Origin of the sequence: Prauserella aidingensis, assembly GCF_024171865.1 — a bacterium.
GTDB classification, from domain to species: domain Bacteria; phylum Actinomycetota; class Actinomycetes; order Mycobacteriales; family Pseudonocardiaceae; genus Prauserella; species Prauserella aidingensis.
Genome location: NZ_JAMTCN010000002.1, coordinates 346,181 through 371,155, shown reverse-complemented (window position 1 = coordinate 371,155; position 24,975 = coordinate 346,181). Strand labels below are relative to the sequence as shown.

Here is a 24,975-nt window from a genome sequence, read left to right as displayed (position 1 = left end):
AGGGGGCGGGTGGCAGGAGCGGGCGACGGGCTGCGGCGCGAACCGAGGGTTCTACCGTGTGGCCATGCGCCTCTACGTCGTCGACGCCTTCACCGACACCGCCTTCCGAGGAAACCCCGCCGCGATCGTGCTGCTCAGCGAGCCCGCCGACGAGGGCTGGATGCAGAACGTGGCCGCAGAGATGAAGCACGCGGAGACGGCGTTCGTCGTCACCACGCAGGAGCCGAAACCGCTCCGCTGGTTCACGCCGACGACAGAAGTGTCGCTATGCGGACACGCGACGTTGGCGGCGGCCCACGCGCTGGGAGGCTCACAGACGTTCACCACCGCCTCCGGTGAGCTGCGCTGCACCCGGACGGACACGGGTATCGACATGCGGCTGCCCGCCGACCCACCCGCCGGTCCCGTCGACGTGGACGTCTCCCGCGCCCTGCCGTCGCTGCCGGTGATCGAGGTGCGGCGTAGCAGGGGATTCCTGCTGGTCGTCAGCGACGACACGGCCGCAGTGCGTGCGTGCGAGCCCGACGCCGACGAACTGACGGGTCTGCATCCGCACTCGGTGATCGTCACCGGGCCGTCCGACACCGACGGTGTCGACTTCGTCAGCCGCATGTTCGCCCCGGCCATCGGCATTCCCGAGGATCCGGTCACCGGGTCGGCGCACTGCGTACTGGCGCCGTACTGGGCGCAGCGCCTCGGCCGCACCGAGCTCACCGGCGAACAGGCCTCCCCACGCGGCGGCATCGTCGGAACCCGCCTCGACGGCGACGACGTCGTCCTCTCCGGCAGCGCCGTCACGATCGTCGAAGGCACCCTCGTGGCCTGACCGTCGCCTCGTCCCGCTCCCGCCTGCGGCCCGACCGGAGCGGGACGAGGGCGCGTGAGACCCGGGGCTCAGCGGGTGGCCGACGCGGGGCCGGTTCCGGAACACTGGCGACGTGACCTTCTTGCTGAACGTGATCTGGCTCGTGTTCGCCGGCTTCTGGCTGGCGGTCGGCTACCTGATCGCGGGCATCGTGTGCTGCATCCTGGTCGTGACGATCCCGTTCGGCCTCGCATCCCTGCGCATCGCCCGGTACGCGCTGTGGCCGTTCGGGCGCACGATCACCGAACGCCGCGACGCCGGTGCACCCTCGGTGATCGGCAACGTGTTGTGGATACTGCTGGCCGGCTGGTGGATCGCGCTCTGCCACCTCGTCACGGGGGTGGCGTTGTGCCTCACGATCATCGGCATCCCGCTCGGCGTCGCCAACATCAAACTCGTTCCCGTGGCGCTCGTGCCGCTGGGGCGGGAGATCGTGCCCACCTGACCGACCGGGACGACCGCGGCGCGCGTCCCACGCGGCTCGCTCCGTGGGCACGGCTTCCGTACTGCGCGACCTGCCGCACCGGCGGGTGATCCCCGCCGGTGCGGCAGGGAATCAGTGCGCCGCCCGGTCCCGCGGCACCGCGACCTCGGCCACGGCGGGCCGGTGGTCCGACGCCGTTGCCGAGAGGTCGGTGTCCGGTACGTACGCGTCGAGCACGTCGACATCCTCGGACACGGCCGTGTAGTCGATGCGCTTGACCGGCTCAGCGGCAGGGAACGTCAGCCCCTCGCCGCTACCGGCCTCGGCGAACGCGTCGTTCAGGTTCGTCCACAGTGGAGCCAGCTCGGGGTCGGCGGGCTCGGCGTTGAAGTCGCCGATGAGCAGCTGTGGGGCGTCCGAGTCCTCGGCGAGGACGTCGAGCGTTTCGGCCACCTGGATCTCGCGGACCGTGGGGTCGCCGCGGTAATCGAGGTGGGTCGAGTAGACGTGGACGAGTGCACCGCGGGCACGGACGACGACCTCGGCGAAGCCCGGCATCTGCTGCAGCCCGGCCTCGGAGTTCTGTGTGGACAGCCGGGTCAGGTCGTGGTTGGTGAACTCCGCGACGGGGAAGCGCGACAGCACGGCGGTGCCGTACTCCCGGCGCGGCTCCCCGGGCTCCGGCGGTTCGAGCGAGTAGAGCGGGGCGAACCGCGCGTGCATGTCGAGCCGGTCGGCGAGTTCGCCGATCACCGACCGGTATTCGCTGCGGCTGCTCCAGTGCCGGTCGACCTCCTGCAGCGCGACGACATCGGCGCCGGTCTCCGCGATCGCAGCCGTGGTGCGGTCGAGGTCGAACTCCCCGTCCGCGCCGATGCCGGCGTGGATGTTGTATGACGCGACGGTGAACTCGACCGGCGGCGGACCGCCCCATGGTGGGCCTGCCGACGCCACGGGGCCTGCGAGCCCCACGGCGAAGAGCGCGGTGGCGAGGACGGTGACGGACCGCTTCATCGGACACTCCTGGACTTCGACGACAATCCGCCCGGACACTATGGCGCCCCGGCGACCCCGCCAACCACGAACGCGTGAACACCCCGACCACGCCTCGTAACGCCGCCGACACCCGGTCGGCCCAGCCGGTCAGTCTTCGGGCACGTACGGCAACGGGACGACGAGGCACGGACCACCCGCGAACAGGCCGGCGTCGATGCCCAGGACCGTCCCGCCCGCGTACAGGTACGGCTGCTCGATGTCGGCAGGGTGGATGCCGAGTTGATCGGCGATCACGCTGTGCCCGTGCACGATGCGCTGTCCGCCCAGGTCGTCGAGCAGGGCACGGGCCGCGTCCTGGCCGTGCGGCCCGCGGAACGCGTACCGCGTGGTCATCCGCCGCCACACGTCCCACCACCGGGAGATGTCGTCACCCGCGAGCACCTCGTGGACCGTGTCGTTGATCTTCTCGATCGACGAACCCCACTCGAGGTACTCGAGGGTGTCGGAGTGCATCAGCAGGTGGTCGCCGTCGCACGCGAGCATCGGCCGCGTCGCCAGCCATTCGACGAGATCGTCGGTCAGCCCGTCCTGGTCGGCCCGGCACCCGCCGTTGATCTCCCAGCTGCGCGCGAAACTCCGCGGGCCGAAATCGGACGGTACGTCCTCGTCGCCGAACCGGTGGACGCCGAGCAGCAGGATCTCGTGGTTGCCGAGCAGTGTCTCGACACGCCCGCCCACGTCGGAAGCCTGCCGTTGCAACTCCCTGACCAGTTCGATGGCACCGATCCCGTCGGGCCCGCGGTCGACGAAGTCCCCCAGGAACCACAGCGTCGCGGTGCCGCCCGACCAGTCGTCGGAGTCGTCGATGAGGCCGCGCTCACGCAGTGCGTCGGCCAGCTCGTCGCGGTGTCCGTGCACGTCACCGACGACGAACATGTCCCCGTCCATCACTCTTCGACTTTACGCCCTCCGCCCGCCACGGCGACCGCCTCCACCTGCCCAGCGCTCACGACGCGGCGGCGGGAGGTCAGCCTGCTCCGAACGGGTCCGCGGTGCGGCCCACGAGGTCGGCGATCGTGTCGGCGATCAGAGTCGGTTTGAACGGGTACCGGTCGGCGGACTCGCGGGTCGAGATCCCGGACAGCACCAGCACGGTCTTCAGCCCCGCCTCGATGCCCGAGTGCACGTCGGTGTCCATGCGATCGCCGATCATGATCGTGTGCTCCGAATGGGCGCCGAGCGAGCGCAGCGCCGACCGCATCATCAGCGGATTCGGTTTGCCCACGTAGTACGGCGACTTGCCGGTGGCACGCTCGATCAGCGCGGCGATCGACCCGGTGGCCGGCAGCACGCCTTCGCGGCTGGGCCCGGTCGGGTCGGGGTTGGTGGCGATGAACCGGGCGCCGCGCTCGATCAGCCGGATGGCGCGCGTGATGGCGGTGAAGCTGTAGGTCCGGGTCTCCCCGAGCACGACGTAGTCCGGGTCGGTCTCGGTGAGGATGTACCCGGCCTCGTGCAGCGCGGTGGTCAGACCGGCCTCGCCGATGACGAACGCCGACCCGCCGGGGCGCTGCTCCTGCAGGAACTTCGCCGTCGCGAGCGCCGAGGTCCAGATCGCCGACTCGGGCACGTCCAGACCACTGTGCAGCAGTCGCGCCCGCAGGTCACGCGGGGTGTAGATGGAGTTGTTGGTCAGCACGAGGAAATCCGCGCCCGAGGAGCGCAGCTCGGCGAGGAAGTCATCGGCGCCGGGCACGAGGTGTTCCTCGTGGACGAGCACGCCGTCCATGTCGGTGAGGTACGTCCAGGGAGCGTTCGACGAGGCCATGCGCCCACCTTAGGGCTCGGCGGCCGGGAACGGCGACGGCGACTCCACCGCGGGGTGCACGGCGACCGCCGCGGCCTTCACCTCGAGGCGCACCGGCGAGCCCGGTTCCAGTCCGAGCTCGGCGACGGAGGCGGGCGTCAGGTCGGCGGCGATCCCCGCCTCCTCACCTGCCTCACCGGCGGTGCGGAGGCGGATCACGGCACCGTGCGGTTCGAGCGAGGAGACCCGCGTGTCGACGACGTTGCGCGGGCTGCCCGTGTGCGGTGCGCCCGGCGGGTGCACCGCGACGGCGCCGGGGGCGAACACCGCGACGGCCGGCTCGCCCACCACACAGTCGTCGGAGGGAACCCCTGCGACGAACCGGCCGTCCGCGCCGCGCAGACCGTCCTCGGCGGCCACCCCGGAGACGAGGTTCAGGCCCGCGATACGCGCCGTGAACGGCGTGCGCGGCGCGGCCAGCACCGCCTTCGCCGGTCCGCGCTCGACGATGCGCCCGGCGTCGAGGACGACGACGTCGTCGGCGAGCGCCAGCGCGTCGAGCGGGTCGTGAGTCACGAGCACCGCGCAGCGATCGCCGGTCACCTCGTGCCCGTACCCGGAACGCCCGTCCCCGGAACGCAGGTCATCGGACTGCCCGTCACGGGAGTGCCTGCGCCGCAGGACCCTTCGCAGCAGGCCGCGGACGGCGGGCGCCGCGTCGACGTCCAGCGCCGACAGCGGTTCGTCGAGCAGCAGCGCCCGCGGCCCGCCCGCCAGCGCACGGGCGACGGCGACGCGCTGGGCCTGTCCGCCGGACAGCTGCGCGGGCCTGCGGTGGGCGAACTCGGCGGCGTCCACCTCTTTCAACCACGCGCGCGCCTGCGCGCGTGCGCGCACGCGAGGGACGCCCTGCGACCGGGGGCCGAACGCCACGTTCTCCGCCACCGTCAGGTGCGGCAGCAGTAGCGGGTCCTGGGCGAGCAGGCCGATGCCGCGGTCGTGGACCGGCACCTGCACGCCCGGAACGCTCGTCAGGGTCCGGCGGTCGAGCGTCACGGTGCCGCGGCCGGGCGCCAGCAGTCCGGCCAGGCACTGCAGCAGCGTCGACTTGCCGGACCCGTTCGGCCCGAGCACCGCCAGCACACGGCCTGCAGGCACGTCGAACGCCACGTCCAGCGTGAACCGCCCCCGCGTCACGGCCACGTCCATGTGCAGGCTCATCGGTCGAACGCCTTCGGCCTGGCGACCGCGATCACCACGACGGCGACGACGATCAGCAGCAACGCCAGCGCCACGGCGCTGTCGACGTCGGCCTGCGCCTGCGCGTACACCTCGAGCGGCAACGTCCGTGTCACTCCTTCCAGGCTGCCCGCGAACGTGATCGTCGCACCGAACTCGCCCAGTGCACGCGCGAAGCTCAGCACCGCACCGGAGCCGAGCGCGGGCAGCAGCAACGGCACGGTCACGCGGCGGAACACGGTCCACGGACGGGCGCCGAGGGTGGCCGCGACCAGTTCGTAGCGCTGCCCGCTCCCGCGCAACGCCCCTTCGAGGCTGACGACGAGGAACGGCATCGCCACGAACGTCTGCGCGATCACCACGGCCGTCGTCGTGAACGGCACGCTGACGCCCGCCACGACGTCGAGCAGGTAGCCGAGGAACCCGTTGCGGCCGAGCAGGAACAGCAGCGCCAGACCACCCACGACGGGCGGCAGCACGAGGGGCAGCAGCACCACGGCACGCACGAGCCGCACACCGCGGCCCCTCGCCCGCGCCAGCACGACCGCCAACGGCACGCCCAGCACGACGCACGCGATCGTCGACAGCAACGCGGTGACCAGCGACAACCGCAGCGCACTCAGCGCGGCCCCTGACGTCAGCAGCTCGGGCAGGCGTGCGTAGTCGGTGCGCACGAGCAGCCCGACGACCGGCAGCACGACCAGGGCGAGCGCGAGCCCGGCCGGGATCCACAGCACCCACGGCAGGCCGGGGTTCCGGTTGCGGGTCCTGCGCGAGCGCGGCCCACGACCGGTCGGCACCGCTTCGGACGGCGCGGCGTCGGTGGGCACGGCGTCGGTGGGCACGGCGCCGCGGCGCGTGCCGTCACGGCGTGCCAAAGCCTGCCTCCCCGAGTACCCGGCGCCCCTCGTCGCCGAGAACCAGGTCCCGGAACTCGGCGGCGAGCTCGGGCTCGGCGGCACGGGCGGAGACGGCGATCGGGTACCGGTTCTCGGCGCGGGACGCCTGCGGAATGCGCACCTCCTCGACCTTCCCTGCCGCCGCCCGGACGTCCGTGCGGTACACGAGCCCGGCGTCCGCCTCGCGGGTGACGACCTTGTTGAGCACGTCCTTGACGTCCTGCTCCTCGCTGGCCGGGCTCAGCGACGTCCCGGCGAGCTCGGCGACCTCCCGGGCCGCGGCACCGCACGGCACCTGCGGCCTGCACACGACGACGGTCGCGCCGCCTCCCGCCAGGTCGTCGAATCCCTGGATGTCCGCAGGGTTGCCCGGCGGTACGGCGATGGTCAGCCGGTTGGTCGCGAACGGCTCCGGCTCGCCGTCCATGTCGGCTGCGACGTCGGCCATCGCCTGCTCGTTCGCCGAGGCGAACACGTCCGCGGGCGCGCCCTCGGTGATCTGACTGCCGAGGGTCGTCGAGCCCACCAGGTTGAGGCGGACGTCGACGTCCGGGTGCCGCTGCTCGAAGACCGTCTCCAGCCTGCCGAACGGCTCGGTGAGGGAGGCCGCCGCGAAGACGTTCAGGGTTCGCCCCTCCGAGCCGCAGCCTGCGGTGCCGACGGCGAGCGCCGCGGCCACCAGGACCACGCAGGTCCACCTGCCGCGCCGGACCTGCCACGCGCCCTGTCGCACCGCCGGCCTCATCGAACGCCTCGCGGTATCTCGACGATCACCTGCGTCGCCTTCACCACGGTCACCGCGAGCTCGCCCGGTTTCAGGCCGAGTTCCCGCACCGCCTCGGCGCTCATCAGCGACACCACGCGATGCGGTCCGCACTGCACCTCGACCTGTGCCATGACCCCGTCGGCGACGACCTCGGTGACCAGGCCGACGAACCGGTTCCGCGCCGACCTCCCGATCTCACTGCGATCGGCCGACTCGGCGGTCCGGTCCTCCTCGGCCGACCTCACGGCCTGTCTCCTGGCGAAGGCCGCCAGTTCGGCGCCGTCGACCACCTTGCGGCCGACGTCGTCCTCGCCCTCCGCGAGCTGACCCGCACGTACCCATCTGCGGACGGTGTCGTCGCTGACTCCCAGCAACCGCGCCGCCTCGGAGAACCGAAAATGCGCCATGAGTCGCAGATTATCTCCGCATTTGCGGAACGACCATGGTCCGACGCCGAACCGGGACGAATTCTGTGCGTTCGCGATCTCACACACTGTCGGTCCCCGGCACTAGGGTGAGTGGTGATGGCAGCGGAATCGGCGGCAGGCCACGCGACAGGCCACGACACCGGGAACGGCACGGGGACCGCGGTGAACCTCGGCACCCCGGCGGTGCCCGGCGCGCGCTCCTCCGGCCCCGGCGCGACGACGCCACGGCCGGACAACCCGGCGTTGATCGACACCTTCGGCCGGGTCGCCACGGACCTGCGCGTCTCGCTGACCGACAAGTGCAACCTGAGGTGCAGCTACTGCATGCCCGCCGAGGGGCTCGAGTGGATGCCCGGCGACCAGGTCCTCAGCGATGACGAGCTCGTACGCCTCATGGACATCGCGGTCGGCAGGCTCGGCGTGACCGACATCCGGCTCACCGGTGGCGAACCGCTGCTGCGGCCGAACCTCGAAGAGTTGGTCGCGAGGATCACCGCGCTCGAGCCGCGGCCGCGGCTGTCGATGACGACGAACGGCATCGGCTTCGCCAAACGCGCCGCGGCGTTCGCCGAGGCGGGCCTGAACCGCATCAACGTCTCGCTCGACTCCGTGAACCCGGAGACGTTCGAGCGCATCACCCGCCGCGACCGGCTGCGCCACGTGCTCGACGGCCTGGCCGCGGCCCGCGAGGCCGGCCTCGAACCGGTCAAGATCAACGCGGTGCTCATCCGCGGCGAGAACGACCACGAGGCGACGTCACTACTGCGGTTCGCGCTGGAGCACGGCTACCACCTGCGGTTCATCGAACAGATGCCGCTCGACGCCCAGCACGGCTGGGATCGGGCGAACATGATCACGGCCACCGAGATCCTCGACCTGCTCTCGACCGAGTTCACGCTCACCCCCAGCCCCGCGGAACGGGGCGGAGCACCGGCCGAACGCTGGCTCGTCGACGGCGGCCCGGCCGAGGTGGGCGTGATCCCGTCGGTGACCAGGCCGTTCTGCGCCGCCTGCGAACGCACCCGGCTGACCGCGGACGGCGCCGTCCGCTCCTGCCTGTTCAGCAACGACGAGACGGACCTGCGCATGCTGCTCCGTGGCGGGGCGAGCGACGAGGACGTCGCGAACGTCTGGCGCGACACGATGTGGGGCAAACTCGCCGGACACGAGATCAACGAGGCCGGATTCGCACAGCCACTCCGGCCGATGAGCTCGATCGGAGGCTGAGCGCGTGCCGGTTACCGGGACGAGAGTGCGCGTGCGGTACTTCGCATCCGCACGTGCGGCCGCAGGAGTCGAATCCGAAGCGCTCGAACTGCCCGACGGCGCCACGGTGGCCGATGCCGTCGCGACGTTGCGCGCCCGCCACCCCGGTTCGCTGCCCCGGATCCTCGACGCGGCGAGCTTCCTCGTCGACGGCGTCGCCGTGCGTGATCCGGACCGGCCACTGCCCGCCGACGGGGAACTCGACGTACTGCCGCCGTTCGCGGGCGGCTGAAACCGGTCTGCGGCGGGCCGATCGGCCCATGCCGACAGAGCAGCGGGCCCCCACCTCGACCGATCGGCCGCTGCGGCAGAGGCCCCACCGCGGAGACCGCAGCGACGAGGCCGAACTCGGCGCCGCTGAGTGGCGCTGTGACCGGCAGTGCCGCCGTCCCGCGCCCACCCCCACCGGAGCCGAGCGGCTGCCATTCACAGGGCCACACAGTCGACACACGCCGTTCACCTCGACGTACCCGCCGTCGCAGCGGAACGCCCGCCCACACCTGCCCGGCCGGTGGTCCGGCCCACGCCGGCGGCCACCCGGTCGTCCGGACCTCCGAATCTCCGGACCGAACGAATCAACTCGTTCGGGCGATTTGTCCGGACCGAGGGCAGCGACACGACTTCGAGCACGGCGGTCCGGACGAGATGCGCGCACCGGCCGCGCTCGCCCCCAGGTGACGAGCACCCGCAGGTTCGGACCTTCGCCACCACGGAGTTGCCGACGAGTTCGCCGTACCGCCACACGGCCGATCGGCTACGGCAACCCGGACCCGTCACGGCTCCGGCGCGACCGTCTCAAGTGTCCGATTCGCCGGTTCGAACCACCGCGAAGTGGCCTGCACGAACGGTCCATTCGCGCCAAAACCACGTGACACAAGCCTCACGAAGAGTAAAAGATCTCGGAACGGATACGGCGCCATAACGGCACGCTGACCTGCGATGACAGCGTCATCGCAAAAGGTTGCACGCCGTTACTGTGACCTAGCACACATGCTCGAAAATTTCCGATCGGCGTTCTCGTTACGTACCGTCGCATCTCGGTTGGCCCCGACCGACCACGAGCAAGACCGGGATTCCGACGCGCCGAACCCAGTCCGCGGAATCCCGGAACCGACCCCGAGCGAAAGAACTTCTGGACTGGGACGAGAGGGAAACGGAGCCGAACCCGCGGCACGTGCCGGCATCCCGAAAGCCGGCCAGGCTCTTGTGGCCTGCCCTGTTCCACGTAAGGCGCGGAAGGCGAGACCGAGTCGAAAATGGCTTATCGAGGCAAGCACCGTAAGTCCTCCACCGCTTCGCGCACCATGGCCCGGGTCGCTGTCGCGGGCCTGGCCGTGGGCGCCCCGCTGGCGCTGGCTGCGACCCCCGCGCAGGCCCAGAGCGTGAACTGGGACGCCATCGCCGAGTGCGAGAGCGGCGGCGACTGGAGCATCAACACCGGCAACGGCTACTACGGCGGCCTGCAGTTCTCCCAGAGCACCTGGGAGGCCTACGGCGGCACCGGCAACCCGGCGGAGGCTTCGCGCTCGGAGCAGATCGCCGTCGCGGAGCGCACGCTCGAGGGCCAGGGCATCGGCGCCTGGCCGGTGTGCGGCGCTCAGGCCGGCTCCACCGCCAGCTACGAGAGCAGCAACACCGAGGGCAGCGCCCCGGCGCCGGCCGAGGAGGAGACCACCGAGGCCCCGGTCCAGGAGGAGTCCGCCCCGGCTCCGGAGCCCGCCCCGGCGCCGGTCGCCAAGTCCAACCCGGACGGCGACTACAAGGTGAAGAAGGGCGACACGCTCAGCAAGATCGCCAAGAAGAAGAACGTCGAGGGTGGCTACCAGAAGCTCGTCGAGCTGAACGAGGGCTACATCAACAACCCCGACTTCATCGTGGTCGACCAGAAGATCGCCACCAAGTGATCGACTGACTCCGACCTTCCCGCAAGGCGCGGTCGCTGAGCGGCGTCGGACGCCGACTCCGCTCAGCAACGTAGGGCCCCACCGTGTCCCCCGGACGGTGGGGCCCTACGCATGTCGGAGACCTTATCGATCGATCCGGTTGATGCGAATGTCAGCGGGCGCACTCCCACGGACGGAGCAATCCCGGACGGCGCAACCGGTCCCGCTCAGCGCGGCGGCCTCATCGGCGCTCGGACTGCGCAGCGGCCGGTACCGCAAACTCGGCGGAGCGCTCCCACGTGGGTCCGCTCGGCTGCTCCGCCGCCCCCGAAGCTTCGGCGTCAGGGGCTGTTGACCCACTCGTCCGTGCCGTCGGTGAACCACTGGTGTTTCCACACCGGCAGCCGCGCCTTGACCTCGTCGACGAGGTCCGAACACGTCGCGAACGCTTCGCCGCGATGTTCCGCGGCGACGGCGCACGCCAGCGCCACGTCCCCGATCTCCAGAGATCCGATGCGGTGGCTGACGGCGACCGCGCGGACCCCGCGACGGCGCTTCGCCACGTCGGCGACCACCTCGGCCACGACCGACGGCGCCGAGGGATGGCCTTCGTAGTACAGGGACGAGACGGTGCGGCCGCCGTCGTGGTCCCGCACGACGCCGCTGAACGTCACCACCGCCCCCGCCGCGTCGTCGCCCACCAGCTCGGCGTGCTCGTCCACCGACAACGGATCCTCGGTGACGTCCGCACGCAGGATCCGCACCGCGGCACCGGCGTCGCCGGCCCCGGATTCGCCGTCCCGCGCATGGTCTCCGCCCTGCAGCTGGTCGACGGCGTGGTCCAGCACCGGCTCCAGCACGCCGAGCCCGTCCTTCACCCCACCGGTCGATCCCGGCAGGTTCACGATCAGCGTGCTGCCCGCCACGCCCGCGAGTCCGCGGGACAGTTTCGCCGTCGGCACGGCGTCGCCCCCCGCGGCCCGCACGGCGTCGGCGAGCCCCGGCACCTCCCTGTCCAGCACGGCGGCGGTCGCCTCCGGGGTGCGATCGGTCGGCGAGATACCGGTGCCCCCCGTCGTGAGGACGACGTCGACGCCGGCGGCCAGGCACTCACGCAGCGCCTGTTCCACCGGAGCGCCGTCGCCGACGACGACCGGATCGGGTGTCACGTACCCCCGGGAGGTCAGCCACGCCGTGATCAGCGGGCCGGTCCTGTCCTCGTACACGCCCGTCGACGCACGGTTCGACGCGACGACGACCCTGGCCTCCCGGCTCATCGCTCACCACCCGCGTGCTCCGAACCCTGCTCGGCCCGGTCCGCGTCGCCACGGAGGTACTCGTCGCGGCGCCAGGTGCCGGCCTTGCCGCCGTCCTTCGTCTCGAGCCGGACCTCGTCGAGCGTCGCGGCCGGGTCGACGGCCTTGATCATGTCGTGGAGCGCCAGCCCCGCGACCGTGACCGCCGTCAACGCCTCCATCTCCACGCCCGTCCGGTCGCTCGTGCGCGCCATTGCCTCGATGCGCACCGCGGTGTCCTCGAGTTCGAAACGCACGTCCACCTTCGTCAACGCGATCTGGTGGCACAGCGGGACGAGTTCGGGCGTCTTCTTCGCTCCCATCACGCCCGCGATCCGGGCGGTGGCCAGCGCGTCGCCCTTCGGCAGACCACCCCCCGAGATCAACCCGATGACCTCGGCGGTCGTGCGCATCCGGCCGCTGGCGACGGCCGTGCGGGCAGTGACGTCCTTGGCGGACACGTCGACCATCCGCGCGTTGCCGGACTCGTCGACGTGGCTGAGTTCCCTCGCTGGCTGGCTCACACCGTCGAGGCTACTTCGCCTCCTTGTCCCCCGTCGCCTGCATCGCCGCGGACTTGACGGCTTCCGCCACCGCGGGGGCGACGGCGTTGTCGAACACGCTCGGCACGATGAACGACGCGTTGAGCCGGTCGTCGACGACATCGGCGACGGCGTTCGCGGCGGCGAGGAGCATCTCGTCGTCGATGTCGCGCGCGTGTGCGTCGAGCAGGCCGCGGAACACCCCGGGGAACGCCAGCACGTTGTTGATCTGGTTCGGGTAGTCGCTGCGCCCCGTGGCGACGACGGCGGCGTGCTGCTGCGCCTCGATCGGGTCGATCTCCGGGTCCGGGTTGGCGAGCGCGAACACGACGGGGTCGTCGTTCATCGTGGCGACCTGCTCGGCGCCGAACAGGTTCGGCGCCGACACCCCGATGAACACGTCGGCGCCGGCGAGAGCCTCGTGCAGGCTGCCGGTCATGCCATCGGCGTTCGTGTGCTCGGCGACCCACCGGAGGTTGGGGTCCATGTTGTTGCGTCCGGTGTGGACGATGCCGTCGATGTCGACCGCGACCACGTCGGCCGGGTTCCGGCGCAGCAGGAGCCGGATGATCGCCGAGCCGGCAGCCCCGACACCGCTCACGACGACCCGGCAGTTCTCGATGTCCTTCTCGACCACCCGGAGGGCGTTGCGCAGCGCGGCCATCACGACGATGGCGGTCCCGTGCTGGTCGTCGTGGAACACGGGAATGTCGAGCTGGTCACGCAGCCGAGCCTCGATCTCGAAGCACCGGGGCGCGGCGATGTCCTCGAGGTTGATGCCCGCGTAGACCGGCGCGAGGGCGCGCACGGTGCGGATGATCTCCTCGGTGTCCTGCGTGTCCAGGCACACGGGCCAGGCGTCGACGTCGGCGAACTTCTTGAACAGCGCCGCCTTTCCCTCCATGACGGGAAGTGCGGCGCCGGGGCCGATGTTGCCCAGCCCGAGGACCGCCGAACCGTCGCTGACGACCGCGACGGTGTTGCGCTTGATCGTCAGCCTGCGCGCGTCCTCGGGGTTGGCCGCGATCGCCTGGCACACGCGGGCGACACCCGGTGTGTAGGCACGCGAGAGATCGTCACGGTTCTTCAACGCGACCTTGGGGCTGACCTCGAGCTTGCCGCCCAGGTGCATGAGGAACGTGCGGTCGGAGACCTTGCGCACCTGGACACCCGGCAGTGCGTTCAGCGCCGTCGTGATGTCCTCGGCGTGGTCGGCGGAGGCGACGTTGGCCGTGATGTCGACGACGATGGCGTCGGCGTCCGACCCGACGACGTCGAACGCCGTCAGCACGCCGCCGACCTTTCCCACCGCGGTCGTCAGATCCCCGGCCGCGCTGGCCGACGGCGGTGCGTCGACTCGAACGGTGATCGAATAACCCGGGCCGGGAACCGGCATTGTCACTACCCCCGTGTCGTCAGGGAACTGCAGGATTCGCCTGTCAACACTAGCCGCGTGGCGGGCGTCACCGGCCCCCGACCGGGTGACTGACCAGTAACTTCGCGCTGCTCAGCCGCGGCGCGACCGTCCGGGTCAGGAGCGCTTGTTGATCTCGGTCTGCGGGTGCTCGTACGGCACCGATCCGAGCGGGAACGACACGTCCCCGAAAGGAGAAAGGGCGCCCTGCCGGTCGGCGGCGAGTTCCGACACGGGGTGGCCGTCCTCGGTCTCCGGCCATTCCGGGTCGATCCGGTCGTTGTTCCGCTCGCTGGCCTTCGCCACGTCGTCCTCCATCGCCTCGATCCGCGGATGTCGCCCGCGCGTGGGCACAGCGCAGGCCCTTCGACTCCAGCACAGTGTGCCCGATGCCGGAACCCGGGAGATATCCTGGTCACGATGCCCGCCCTCGCTCTCGCGGACTGGTTGCGCTCGCTGCCGGACGACCGAATGGCCTCGCTGCTGCGCGCTCGCCGGGACCTGGCGACGCCCCCGCCGTCCGATTCCACCGTCCTCGCGACGCGCGCGGGCACGCCCGGGTCGATCGCAAGGGCCTGTGAACAGCTCGACTCGGCCACGCTCGCCACCTACGAGGGACTCGTCGTGGCCGGGGCCGACACCGAACCCGTCGCCCCGGAACGGCTGGCCGAGCTGCTGGGCGACGAACCCGCCGCCGCCCGCCTGTTCGAGCTCGCCCTGGCGTGGGACGACCCCGAGACCGGTGAGATCCAGGTCCCACCCGGCGCGCGGGAGACGTTCGGCCCGTTCCCCGCGGGCCTCGGTGATCCGGTGCCCTCGCTGGCTGGCACCGACCTCGACGAGCTGGACCTCGGCGACGACGAGCGCGCGCTGCTGCGGAAGCTGTCCGCGGGCCCGCCGATCGGCCGCACCCGTGACGCCTCGGCCGACGTGCCGCTGGCGCGGGCCGAGACCCCGGTGCAGAAGCTGCTTGCACGCGGACTACTGGTCCGCCGCGACGAATCGACCGTCGAACTGCCCCGCGAGCTCGGGTTGGCCCTGCGCGGCGGGGCGATCCACCGGGAGGGCGAGCTCGCCGAACCGGAGCTGCCCGTCCACCCGCACGGGCAGTCCACAGTGGATGAGGCCGGTGCGGGCGAGGCGATGGAGCTGCTGCGCCACGCCGAAGCGTTGCTGCGCACGTGGTCCGACACGCCGTCGCCGGTACTGAAGTCGGGCGGGCTCGGTGTACGCGAGATCAAGCGGGTGGCGCGTGAGGTCGACGTCGACGAGACCCGGTTGGCGCTGCTCGCCGAGCTCGTCGCCGGCGCGGGTCTGGTCGCGGCGAGCGACGACGCCACGCCCGAGTGGGTGCCGACCACGCTGACCGACTCGTGGTTGTCGTCGCCACCCGCGGTCCGGTGGATGACGCTCGCCCAGGCGTGGCTGGACCTGCCTCGGCTGCCAGGCCTGGCCGGGCAGCGGGACGAGAAGGACAAGGCGCTGGCGGCGCTGGCGGAGGAACTGCGCAGGCCGAACGCGCCGATGCTGCGCAGGCGGGTCCTGACCACGCTGTCGGAGTTGTCGGGCGGCGCCGGCGTGAAGAGCGTCGACGAGCTCGTCGCCTACCTCGCCTGGCACGCACCGCGCAAGGGCGGACGGCTGCGCGACGAGATCGCCCGCGCGACGATGTCCGAGGGCGCAGCGCTCGGCATGGTGGCGCTCGGCGCCATCACGTCCGCCGCTGCGGCCCTGCTCGACGACGACGCGCACACCGCGGCGAGCGCCATGGCCGACGCGATGCCGACGCCGGTCGAGGAGGTCCTCGTCCAGGCCGACCTGACCGTCGTGGCGCCCGGCCCGCTCGAGGCGGACCTGGCCACGGAGATCAACGCCGTCGCCGATGTCGAATCGGCGGGCCACGCGACCGTCTACCGCGTCACCGAGGCGTCCGTCAGGCGGGCGCTCGACACCGGACGCACGGCCGACGACCTCCACGAACTGTTCCGCAGCCGCTCCGCGACACCCGTGCCGCAGGGGTTGACGTACCTGATCGACGACGTCGCCCGCAGGCACGGCCGCCTCCGCGGTGGCGCGGCCGCATCGTTCCTGCGCTGCGACGACGAGGTGCTCATCGCCGAGGTCATGGCGCATTCCGTGGCGCGCGACCACGAGCTGCGCAGGATCGCGCCGACCGTGCTCGTGAGCCCGTTCCCGTTGGCCGACGTGCTCGAGGCACTGCGCGGCGCCGGGTTCACGCCCGCCGCCGAGGGCCCCGACGGGCGGATCGTCGACCTGCGGCCCAGCGGACGTCGGATTCCGGCCAGGAACCGGCCCACCCAGCGCACCACCCATGCGCCGGCGCCGATCAGCGAGGAGCAGGTCTCGGCCGTGCTCGCGCACATCCGCGCGGGCGATCGTGCGGCGACGACGCGGCGCGGCACGACCGTCCGGCTGCCCGCGGGTGGCGGAGCTGACACCTCCGCGACCATGGCGCTGCTGGCCCAGGCCACCCGCGAACAACGCGAGGTGTGGATCGGGTTCGTCGACTCCCACGGCACGGCCACCCAGCGCATCGTCACCCCGGTGCGCGTCGGCGGCGGGATCCTCGAGGGGTCCGACAACGAGCGCTACCCGCTGCACCGGATCACGTCGGCCGCCCTCGTCGAGGCCTGAACGAGGACGCGCCGGTCACAGGGCCTTGAGGCCTTCCAGGATGCGTTCCATGAAGGCCTGGGAGGAGCGGTCGCCGGTCACCCTGCCGGGCCGTTGGATCGACACGGCCCCGGCGTCGGCCAGGTCGGAGACGATCACCTTCACCACGCCCAGCGGCAGGCGTGCGTACGCGGCGATCTCGGCGATCGACTTGATCTCCTCCGTGCACAGGTCGCAGATGAACCGCTGCACGGTGGAGGCCACCGCCCCGGACGCCATGGCGCCGGCGACGTCGTAGGCCGACACGAGGGACTCGAGCTGGAGATCTGTCGCGGGCGCGACGCGCCCGCCCGTGCGCGCGTACGGGCGGACCAACGACCGGTGCATCCGCCGCGGTCCGGCCGGCTCCGCGGCCCCGCCGGGTCCGGGGCCTCCGGGCCCACCCTGCTCCCCACCTCGGGAGGCGGGCGGGAAGGACGGCGACGACGAGCTGCGCCGCGGCGCGGGCGGCCGTGATTCCGGCGGGAACGACTCCGACGCCGGCGGCTCGTGCGGCGGCTGTGCGGGCGGGAAGTGGTGCTCGCGGCGCGGCTGTCCCGGCTGCTGCGGAGGCGGGAACCGCTCGGCGGAGTGCCTGCCGGGCGAGTGCCCGCCGGAGGAGTGCCCGCCGGAGGAGTGCCCGCCGTACGGCGGCCGCCCAGGCGCGGGCTGCCGCGGCAGGCTTCCCAGGTCGAACCGGTCCGGGCCGTCGTACTCCCCGCCCTGGTGCAGCGCGTCCCAGTCGGACGGGTCCCACTCGTGTGCCGGCGTCACCGCGCCTCACCACCGGTGCGTAGCGCGACGCCGCCGTCCTGGCCCAGCCGGTCGGCCAGCACCGCCATCTCGTAGGCGAGCACGCCGATGTCGGTCGACGGGGACGCCAGTGCCGCCAGGCACGAGCCCTCGCCGACCGACATGAGGAACAGGTAACCGCGATCCATCTCGACGACAGTCTGGTTGACGCGTCCGCCGTTGAACGACTCCGCCGCGCCGTGCGTCAGTGACACCAGGCCCGACGCGACCGCCGACAGCTGGTCCGCCCGGTCCCGCGGCAGTCCGTCGGACGCCGACAGCAGCATCCCGTCGGCGGACACGACCACCGCGTGGGCGGCACCGGAGACCCGGCGCACGAAGTCGGTGAGGAGACCGCCGACGTCGCCGCGGGTCCCGGGATCGGTCACTGTCCCTCCTTCGCACGCGCACATCGGCCCGGGCGTCAGAGTATTAGGCGCCCGCACGGGGTTCGACCTCGAGGCCCCCGGCTACACGCTGTTTCACCTGAGCGGCGGCACACCGCGACGCGCAGCGCACGTCACGAGCCGGGCGGCGGACGATCCACCGCCCGGCTCCCGGGCCTCACCTGCGGCAGGCGGCAGCACCACCACCGGCACCGCTACGCAGGCCGACCACGGACGGTCATCGTCCTCAGCCTGCCTGGAGGGCGGAGTCGTGGGCGATGGCGTGCTGCACCACGGAGATGAGCACCTGCTTGGCGGAGTCCCGCTGCCGTGCGTCGCAGGCCATGATCGGCACCGACGGCGAGATCGTCAGCGCGTGCCGAACGTCTTCGATCGAGTGGTGCAGCAGCCGGTCGAAGCAGTTGATGGCCACGATGTACGGCAGCTTGCGGTTCTCGAAGAAGTCGATCGACGGGAAGGCGTCCGCCAACCGCCGCGTGTCGACGAGCACGACCGCGCCGATGGCGCCCTTCGCCAGGTCGTCCCACATGAACCAGAACCGGTGCTGGCCCGGCGTGCCGAAAACGTACAGCACGAGGTCCGAGTCCAACGAGATCCGGCCGAAGTCCATGGCGACCGTGGTGGTCGCCTTCTGCGGCGTCGCGGACAGGTCGTCCACCGACACGCTCGCCTCGGTCATCGACGCCTCGGTCGTCAGCGGGTCGATCTCCGACACCGCACCGACCAGGGTCGTCTTTCCGACGCCGAAACCACCCGCGACCACGATCTTCGTCGAGGACGTGGGTCCCCCAGCGGCAGGCGTGGATGTGTCGGAATCAAATTCGCCGAAGGCCACTGAGAACCCTTTCCATGAATTCGATACTGGGCCGGTCGCCCACCATGGTGTTCGTGTTCGGGGAGTGCACCAGCACCAGGCCCAGACCGGCAACGTCACCAACCAGAACCCGCACGACACCGAGCGGCATTTTCAGCAGGGCTGCCACCTCGGCGACCGACCTGGTGTCGAGGCAGAGCCCGCAGATGTGCTTGTGTTCCGGTACACGGACCCCGTCGAGCCGTCTGCCCCGCTCGGACGTCGAGATCAGTGTCTCGATGGCGAGGTCCTGGCTCGGCCGGGTGCGACCTTTCGTCCGGAAGTACGGCCGGACCAGGCCGGAACTCTCGGACGGTGTTTCCTCGGGCACCGGTCCAGAGCCTCCCAGGTCGATCCGCTGCGGTCCGAACGTGTCGCCCGACGACTGGCGGGGCACGGGCGACGGGCGGAACCCGTCGTCGACGGGTGGGAACCGTCCGGTGCCGAAGTCACCGCTGCGCCACTCGCCCGTGTCGTAAGGGTCGCGCCCGAAGTCGTCATCGTAGCGGTCGAAGTCGCGGGCGAACTCGTTCCGTCCGCTCAGCGAGTTCTCCGCGTACGGGACGTGGTAGCCGCTGCTGAAATCCGGGTGCTCACGCTCGGGCGGGCCGCTGTCGCGGTGCGGCACGTCGTGCGAACCGTAGAGTTCCGAGCCGGGGCCGCCCAGCAGCCGTTCCCGGTACTCGGACACGCTGAAGTCGGCGGGATCGCCCGCCTCCTCGTCGGACTGGTAAAGCCAGTCGCTGCCGCGGTCCACCCGCTTGCTGGGTCTGATCGGCCGCCACGCCTCGTCGGCGCGACCGTCCTGCTCGTCCGGCGGGCGGGGTTGTTGCCCCCGCTCCCACCGTCGATCACCTCGTGAGTGCCCGGAATCCACGGCGGTCTCCTCAGTGTGTGCTCACTGTCGGTGGATACGTCATCGGCAACCTCGCGCCAAGTCCTGGTGACGGTGAGCTCACCGGCGGGTGCTGCCCTGCAGCTGGGCTCGCAGTTCCGGGGTCATCTGCTGGCCGACGCGGTCGACCAGCAGCGTCATCTCGTACACGACCAGGCCGATGTCGCTGTCCGGAGCACCGAGCACGGCGAGACAGGAGCCGTCGGAGACCGACATCAGGAACAGGAAGCCGTTGGCCATCTCGACGACCGTCTGGGCCACCGGGCCGCCCTCGAAGACCTGGGCGGCGCCACGGGCCAGGGACGTCAGCCCGGACGCCACCGCGGCGAGCTGGTCGGCACGGTCCTTCGGCAGGCCCTTCGACGAGGCCAGCAACAGCCCGTCCGCGGACACGACCACGGAATGTGCGACCCCGGGGACCCGGTGCACGAAGTCGGTGATGAGCCAGGCGAAGCTCCCGGCCTGGCCGGAATTGCCCTGCCGGGGCGTACCCGGCTGCATCGAACCAGCGCGTGTCAACTCTTACTCCTTCGCCCCGTGAACGCCGTTGTCGGTCGAACCGTTCGACTCGGCCTCGGACTGTGTGCCTGTTTGATCCGGTTGTTCTTTCAGTGCATGCCTACCGCTGGTGAACCCGCGCTGGAACGAGGCCATGCGGTTGCGGGCGGCTTCGGCCGACCGCGACACGGCCGGCTTCTCCGTCGCCACGGGCGGAGAAGCCGGGGCCGCCGGGGCGGGCTCCGCGGCCGCGCTGGGTGCAGGGGTCGCGTCACTCGCCTCCGTGACCGAGCCCGGCACGAGATACGCGTTCGGCACCCGCTTGGGCAGGCCCGCTGTGGTGATCTCCTCGCCCTTCGGCTCGAGCAGCGACTGTGCCGCTTCCCAACCGGTGTCCGACACGCTCCGCCAGTCCTCCTGTACTCCTCCGGCGGAGGCGCCACCGGAAGAAGCCCCGGCGCGTGCGGTGCCTGCATCCGCGACGTCGCTGGTCTGGTCGCCGGCCCCTGCCTCCGGCACGTTCTCGTCTTCCTCGCTGAACCAGCGCGACAGCACCGACTGGTAGATCGGCAGCCGCTTCGTCGGCGCCTCTTCCTCCAGCGCCGCACCCTCGGTTCCGGCTTGTGCCGCACCTGCCGCGGCTGCGGCACCTGCGGCACCCGTGGTCCCGTTACCGGCCGCCCCCTGCGACGTCCCGGGACCCGCCGCCGTTTCCGGCGACACGTAGCGCGGCTCACGCTGCGGCAGCGCGAGCGGATTGTCCTCCGGCACCGTACCGGCACCGGGCGCGGACTCGCCTGTCGTGTCCGGCCTCCCATTGCCGTTGCCGTTGCCGCCCGCGGGCTGCTGCGGCGGCCAGGACGGCCGGGCGGAGCCGGTCGTCTCCCCGGGGGTGCGCTTCGGCAGCGCGTCCGGTTCCTGTTCCTCCGGGCTGACGAACGGGCCCGCGGCCTTGTTGGGACCGCCGACCAGGTCGTCGAGGCTGATCGGCTGGTCGAGCGGGGTCAGCCCCTGCTCGTCCTCGCCGCCGCCCGTGGGGCCACCCGCCGCGGGCATGACGGTGGTCGCCGAGTCGGCGCCCCGCGAGGCACCGGACAGGTAGTCGAGCTCGGAGGCGTCCTCCGGGACGTCCTCGGCGCTCGGCCAGCGGTCGTCGAACGACGGTGCGGGCTCGAACGCACCGGGCGGCTGGGCACCGGGATCGGCGACGGGCTCGTCGGCCTCGTCGAGCCGCCGCATCGGCAGTTCCGCCGCGGCGGGCACGCCCGCGTACGAACCGTTGTGCTGCCCACCCACCGCGGCGGCCACACCCTGCGGGCCACCGGGCGCGTCCGTGAGCAGTTCCCGAGGCACGACGACCCGGGCGACCACGCCGCCCTCGATGTCCTCGTTCTCGCGGAGACGGACGTCGATGCCGTGCCGCTGGGCCAGGCGCGCGACCACGTACAGGCCCATGCGCCGGGTCACGGACACGTCCAGGTCCGGCGGGTCGGCGAGCCGCTCGTTGGCCTCGGCGAACTGCTCCTCGCTCATGCCGACACCGCGGTCGGTGATCTGGATGGCGAGCGAACGCTTGCGGGTCACGGCGGCGCGCACGCTGATCTTCGTGTCCGGCTCGGAGAAGTAGGTCGCGTTGTCGAGCAGTTCGGCCAGCAGGTGCACCAGGTCGTTGACGGCACGGCCGTGCACCGCGGCCTCCGGCACGCTGCCGACCTCGACGCGGGCGTACTGCTCGATCTCCGACACCGAGGCGCCGACGACGTCGGCGGCGGGCACGGGTTTGGCCATGGACTTCGACAGACCCGCGCCCGAGAGCACCAGCAGGCTCTCGCCGTTGCGGCGGAGGCGGGTGGCGAGGTGGTCGAGCTCGAACAGGTTCGACAGCTGATCCGGGTCCTGCTCGTCGGATTCGAGGCTGTCGATCACGCCGAGCTGGCGTTCCACGAGCCGCTGGCTGCGCCGCGAGATGTTGACGAAGATGCCGTTGACGTTCTCGCGCAGGAGCGCCTGCTCGGCGGCCATGCGGACGGCTCGTTCGTGCACCACGTCGAACGATCGGGCGACTTCGCCGATCTCCTCCTTGGTGTCGACCGGCACCGGGCGGATGCCCTTGCGGGAAGCCTCCATCGGGTTCGGATCGGCGAGGATGCGGCGCACGGTCTCCGGCAGCCGGACGTACGCCACCTCCAGCGCGTTCTCCCGCAGCGTCCGCAGCGGCGCCAGCATCGAACGCGACACGTAGAGCATCAGTGCCAGCGCGGCGATCAGGGCGAGTGCCACGATGGCGGCGTCACGCCAGGCGGCGAACGTCGTGTCGCCCGCGAGGGCGCTCGACTCCTCTTCGAGGTCGCTCAGCAGGCCGGACTCGGCCTCTCGGTAGTTGTCGCGCGTGACGGCGAGGTCGCCCACGAACTCCTGCTGATTGATCTGCGGCGGTTCACCGTTCTCGACACGCGCGAAGGCCTGGTCCCGCTGCATCTGCCTGCGGTCGATCTCGGGGGCGGAGACCGTGTCGGTGAAGTACTGCCGCTGTTGCAGCGAGGCGTAGGCGGTGAAGTCCTCGGACGCCGACTCGCCACTGGCCATGGCGTCCTTGGCGTCCTCGAGCATGTACTGCGGGAAGTCGTTCTGCTGTGCCGCGAGCGCGACGATGGTGCCTTCGAGGGAGATGTTCTCCTTGGCCTCCGACAGCGCGTGGATCGCGTTGCTGTCGCGGAGCAGGTCGCGGTCGTTGATCGCGGTCGTGACCTCTCGGTCCAGCTGGACCAGACCCGTGATGAGCAGCGTGTACTGGTCGAGCAGGGTGCGCGGGGTCATCGCGCCCTCGGCGACCGCCTGGCGCATGGAGTCGAGCACGCCGAGCCGGTTCACGCCCGCCTCGTAGCGCGCCTGCATCGCAGGGTCGTCGACGGTGAGGTCCTCAGCCAGGTCGTTCAGCCGTCCCACCGCGGTGTCGACCTGTTCCACCTGGGCGTTGAACAGGTTCGTCCGTTCGGCGTTGCCGGGGCCCGCGCCGAGCTTGAGCACGGCGTGCTCGCGCTCGATCTGGAGCTGGTGGACGACGTCGCTGATCTGGTCGGCGAGCTGCACCTGGTCGGCGGTCTGCTCGAGCTGACCCGCCCGGTCGAGGGATTCGTACACCCGCAGGCCCGCGAGCACGAGCGCGGTGACCGTGGGAATGATGAGGATCAGGGCGAGCTTGGATCGCAGCCGCCAGTTACGCAGACCGCGTCCGGAACCGCCGCTGCCGCCGCCGGCGGCCGACGGGGAGGCAGTCGCCTCGGCGGCCGGGCCGTCCGGGCCGTCGCCGCCGGCCTGCCCTTCCTCCGCCTTCTCGTCGAGCACTACGAGCACACTCCCAAAGTTCGAGCCCTACGGCTCCCGCCGATTTCCTACGGCTTCTGCCGATTTGCCGCCCCGACCAGGACCTGCCGGCCCGGGGACGCGGTGCACCTGCGACGGCGGTGGCGACCGACCGCCGTGGCGGAGCGTCCCGCTCCGACACCTCGCGGGTGCACCCGCTCAGTACGTACGCCTACCGGATGAGTGCCGCAGCGCGACTCGACGCATCGCGTACCCCTCAACGGCCTTCCCCCCGCCGCGGGATCTCCGATCCCTCAGTCGCCGACCGACACTCATTTCAGTGAGCGTGCAACCCGATTCCCGAGTAGGCAGAGGCAGAGAGTAGCGAACGACCTGTTAGCACGTAACCCTCTTAGGTTAGAAGAGGACGAAACCCACCATTCGGTTACTCAGTGTTCACTTCTCTGTCCTCTAACCCGGGCGTCGGGAACACGTTCAGTAGTGTTTCATAATCCAACTCGGTGCCGGGAGGGTGATATCCAACACCCAACCATAGGGGTTGAGTACCCGTTGTGATCGCTTTGCCGGGTTAATACAGTGGACGCGCATCGTCGGTGCGCCCGGTTCAGACCAGCGATCCTCCCAGGTCCGGACCGCGCGATCACCCCACACCATCATCTAGTCCCACGAGGAGTTGCCTTGCGTCCATCACTACGCCGCGGGAGCGGTCGGCGTCTCGCCGCGCTCACCGCCGGCCTCGCCGTGTTCGCCTCCATCAGTGGCTGCGGCCTGCTCGGCGGTTCGGATGAAGAGGACAGCGGTAACTCCCAGGTCGAGAAGTCGAAGATCAACGTCTCGATCCAGGGCACGATCGACCTCGCCGCGTTCCACCTCGCCCGCAAGGAGGGCTACTTCGCCGACGAGGGCCTCAAGGTCAACCCGATCAAGGTCGACAGCGCCGACAAGGGCTTCAACAAGCTCAACTCGGGCGAGGTCGACGTCATCTACTCGGGCTACACCGGCTTCTTCTCGCACCAGGCCGCAGGCGACATGGACCTCAAGCTGATCGCCGACGCCTCGTCCGCGGCGCCGAAGTCCAACGCGATCATGGTCCCGAAGAACTCGCCGCTCGAAGAGCCGAAGGACCTCGAGGGCAAGACGGTCGGCGTGACCCCGCCCGACACCCTCGCCGACATCCTCACCAAGGCGTGGGCCGAGGCCAACGACGTCGACCTCGACAAGGTCAACTGGCAGCCCGCAGGCTTCAGCACCACGGCGAAGGGCCTCGGCAAGAGCATCGACGCCGCCTTCTTCCCGGACCCGTTCATCGCCATGAACCAGCAGCAGCTCGGCGCCGAGTCACGGTGGGACCCGATGACCGGGCCGCTGAAGAACCTGCCGATGGCCGGCTACGGCACCACCGCCGACTTCGCCAAGGAGAACCCGAAGACGGTCGCCGCGTTCCAGCGCGCCATGGTCAAGGCCAGCAACGAGGCCGAGACCGCCGACCGCACCAAGGTCATCGACCCGATCCTCGTCGAGGACATCGGCCTGCCCGAGGACATCGCGCCGATGACGACGCTGCTCACCTTCGAGAGCAGCCTCGACCCCGAGCGCATCCAGCGGGTCCCGGACCTCATGGTCGACCGCGGCGCCATCAAGGAGAAGATCGACGTCAAGGACATGATCGTCCCGCCGGACACCGGCGAGGACGACGCGGCCAAGTAACC

24 protein-coding genes are annotated in these 24,975 nt (G+C 71.1%); 7 read left to right on the top strand and 17 right to left on the bottom strand.

Annotated features, from left to right (window positions below; translation table 11 throughout):
- Positions 1-64 precede the first annotated feature (64 nt).
- Together LY13_RS03695 and LY13_RS03690 are read left to right on the top strand one after the other, a co-directional pair.
- Positions 65-826 (top strand): PhzF family phenazine biosynthesis protein, encoded by a 762-nt coding sequence (locus tag LY13_RS03695; RefSeq protein ID WP_253826691.1) that lies wholly within the window; start codon positions 65-67, stop codon positions 824-826.
- A 112-nt stretch (positions 827-938) separates the two neighbouring features.
- Positions 939-1,310, top strand: a complete 372-nt coding sequence (locus LY13_RS03690) for a YccF domain-containing protein (RefSeq protein ID WP_253826690.1) — start codon at positions 939-941, stop codon at positions 1,308-1,310.
- 111 nt (positions 1,311-1,421) lie between these two features.
- On the opposite strand, the gene LY13_RS03685 is transcribed toward LY13_RS03690, so the two are convergent.
- From LY13_RS03685 to LY13_RS03655, 7 genes are all read right to left on the bottom strand, one after another.
- Positions 1,422-2,303 (bottom strand): endonuclease/exonuclease/phosphatase family protein, encoded by an 882-nt coding sequence (locus LY13_RS03685; RefSeq protein WP_253826689.1) that lies wholly within the window; start codon positions 2,301-2,303, stop codon positions 1,422-1,424.
- 129 nt (positions 2,304-2,432) lie between these two features.
- Entirely contained in the window at positions 2,433-3,233 is an 801-nt protein-coding gene (locus tag LY13_RS03680; RefSeq protein ID WP_253826800.1) for a metallophosphoesterase, read from the bottom strand.
- 79 nt (positions 3,234-3,312) lie between these two features.
- Complete coding sequence (locus tag LY13_RS03675; RefSeq protein WP_253826688.1) at positions 3,313-4,113, bottom strand: HAD-IIA family hydrolase; 801 nt, start codon at positions 4,111-4,113, stop codon at positions 3,313-3,315.
- 9 nt (positions 4,114-4,122) lie between these two features.
- Positions 4,123-5,313: a sulfate/molybdate ABC transporter ATP-binding protein gene (locus tag LY13_RS03670; protein ID WP_253826687.1), complete on the bottom strand. Its 1,191-nt coding sequence runs from the start codon at positions 5,311-5,313 to the stop codon at positions 4,123-4,125.
- Positions 5,310-6,077 carry an ABC transporter permease gene (locus tag LY13_RS03665; RefSeq protein WP_253826799.1) on the bottom strand — a complete coding sequence of 256 codons (768 nt, stop codon included), beginning with the start codon at positions 6,075-6,077 and terminating at the stop codon, positions 5,310-5,312. The genes LY13_RS03670 and LY13_RS03665 overlap by 4 nt, the downstream gene beginning before the upstream one ends.
- 118 nt (positions 6,078-6,195) lie before the next feature.
- Complete coding sequence (gene modA, locus LY13_RS03660; protein WP_253826686.1) at positions 6,196-6,963, bottom strand: molybdate ABC transporter substrate-binding protein; 768 nt, start codon at positions 6,961-6,963, stop codon at positions 6,196-6,198.
- Positions 6,964-6,971: 8 nt separating this feature from the next.
- Positions 6,972-7,403, bottom strand: a complete 432-nt coding sequence (locus LY13_RS03655; protein ID WP_253826685.1) for a TOBE domain-containing protein — start codon at positions 7,401-7,403, stop codon at positions 6,972-6,974.
- A 117-nt stretch (positions 7,404-7,520) separates the two neighbouring features.
- Here LY13_RS03655 and moaA point away from each other — a divergent pair, with 117 nt between their 5' ends.
- The 3 genes from moaA (at position 7,521) to LY13_RS03640 (ending at position 10,594) form a co-directional block, all read left to right on the top strand.
- Positions 7,521-8,651, top strand: coding sequence for a GTP 3',8-cyclase MoaA (gene moaA / locus LY13_RS03650; protein ID WP_253826684.1), 1,131 nt, complete (start codon positions 7,521-7,523; stop codon positions 8,649-8,651).
- Between the two features lie 4 nt (positions 8,652-8,655).
- A complete protein-coding gene (locus LY13_RS03645) occupies positions 8,656-8,922 on the top strand; it encodes a MoaD/ThiS family protein (RefSeq protein WP_253826683.1) in 267 nt (88 codons plus the stop codon).
- Between the two features lie 1,024 nt (positions 8,923-9,946).
- Positions 9,947-10,594, top strand: coding sequence for a transglycosylase family protein (locus LY13_RS03640; protein WP_253826682.1), 648 nt, complete (start codon positions 9,947-9,949; stop codon positions 10,592-10,594).
- A gap of 320 nt (positions 10,595-10,914) precedes the next feature.
- Here LY13_RS03640 and LY13_RS03635 read toward each other — a convergent pair whose 3' ends face one another.
- The 4 genes from LY13_RS03635 to LY13_RS03620 all read right to left on the bottom strand — a co-directional run bounded on the left by LY13_RS03635 (position 10,915) and on the right by LY13_RS03620 (position 14,142).
- Complete coding sequence (locus LY13_RS03635; protein WP_253826681.1) at positions 10,915-11,850, bottom strand: molybdenum cofactor biosynthesis protein MoaE; 936 nt, start codon at positions 11,848-11,850, stop codon at positions 10,915-10,917.
- Positions 11,847-12,392, bottom strand: coding sequence for a cyclic pyranopterin monophosphate synthase MoaC (gene moaC / locus LY13_RS03630; protein ID WP_308216261.1), 546 nt, complete (start codon positions 12,390-12,392; stop codon positions 11,847-11,849). Before moaC ends, LY13_RS03635 begins: the two co-directional genes overlap by 4 nt.
- A gap of 10 nt (positions 12,393-12,402) precedes the next feature.
- A complete protein-coding gene (locus LY13_RS03625; RefSeq protein WP_253826680.1) occupies positions 12,403-13,806 on the bottom strand; it encodes an NAD-dependent malic enzyme in 1,404 nt (467 codons plus the stop codon).
- Between the two features lie 135 nt (positions 13,807-13,941).
- On the bottom strand, positions 13,942-14,142 hold the full coding sequence (locus LY13_RS03620) for a hypothetical protein (protein ID WP_253826679.1): 201 nt from the start codon (positions 14,140-14,142) through the stop codon (positions 13,942-13,944).
- 102 nt (positions 14,143-14,244) lie between these two features.
- On the opposite strand from LY13_RS03620, the gene LY13_RS03615 reads away from it, so the two are divergent.
- The gene (locus LY13_RS03615; RefSeq protein ID WP_253826678.1) at positions 14,245-16,479 is read left to right on the top strand and encodes a helicase-associated domain-containing protein; all 2,235 of its coding nucleotides are present in this window, start codon (positions 14,245-14,247) and stop codon (positions 16,477-16,479) included.
- Between the two features lie 15 nt (positions 16,480-16,494).
- On the opposite strand, the gene LY13_RS03610 is transcribed toward LY13_RS03615, so the two are convergent.
- The 6 genes from LY13_RS03610 to LY13_RS03585 all read right to left on the bottom strand — a co-directional run bounded on the left by LY13_RS03610 (position 16,495) and on the right by LY13_RS03585 (position 23,296).
- A complete protein-coding gene (locus LY13_RS03610; RefSeq protein ID WP_253826677.1) occupies positions 16,495-17,271 on the bottom strand; it encodes a DUF742 domain-containing protein in 777 nt (258 codons plus the stop codon).
- Positions 17,268-17,702 carry a roadblock/LC7 domain-containing protein gene (locus LY13_RS03605; protein WP_372493740.1) on the bottom strand — a complete coding sequence of 145 codons (435 nt, stop codon included), beginning with the start codon at positions 17,700-17,702 and terminating at the stop codon, positions 17,268-17,270. Before LY13_RS03605 ends, LY13_RS03610 begins: the two co-directional genes overlap by 4 nt.
- A 220-nt stretch (positions 17,703-17,922) precedes the next feature.
- Complete coding sequence (locus LY13_RS03600) at positions 17,923-18,531, bottom strand: GTP-binding protein (protein ID WP_253826675.1); 609 nt, start codon at positions 18,529-18,531, stop codon at positions 17,923-17,925.
- A complete protein-coding gene (locus LY13_RS25870; RefSeq protein WP_253826674.1) occupies positions 18,512-19,426 on the bottom strand; it encodes a DUF742 domain-containing protein in 915 nt (304 codons plus the stop codon). The genes LY13_RS03600 and LY13_RS25870 overlap by 20 nt, the downstream gene beginning before the upstream one ends.
- A gap of 78 nt (positions 19,427-19,504) precedes the next feature.
- The gene (locus tag LY13_RS03590) at positions 19,505-19,963 is read right to left on the bottom strand and encodes a roadblock/LC7 domain-containing protein (RefSeq protein WP_183649300.1); all 459 of its coding nucleotides are present in this window, start codon (positions 19,961-19,963) and stop codon (positions 19,505-19,507) included.
- A gap of 3 nt (positions 19,964-19,966) precedes the next feature.
- Entirely contained in the window at positions 19,967-23,296 is a 3,330-nt protein-coding gene (locus tag LY13_RS03585) for a sensor histidine kinase (protein ID WP_253826673.1), read from the bottom strand.
- A gap of 648 nt (positions 23,297-23,944) precedes the next feature.
- On the opposite strand from LY13_RS03585, the gene LY13_RS03580 reads away from it, so the two are divergent.
- Positions 23,945-24,973 carry an ABC transporter substrate-binding protein gene (locus LY13_RS03580; protein WP_253826672.1) on the top strand — a complete coding sequence of 343 codons (1,029 nt, stop codon included), beginning with the start codon at positions 23,945-23,947 and terminating at the stop codon, positions 24,971-24,973.
- Positions 24,974-24,975 lie beyond the last annotated feature (2 nt).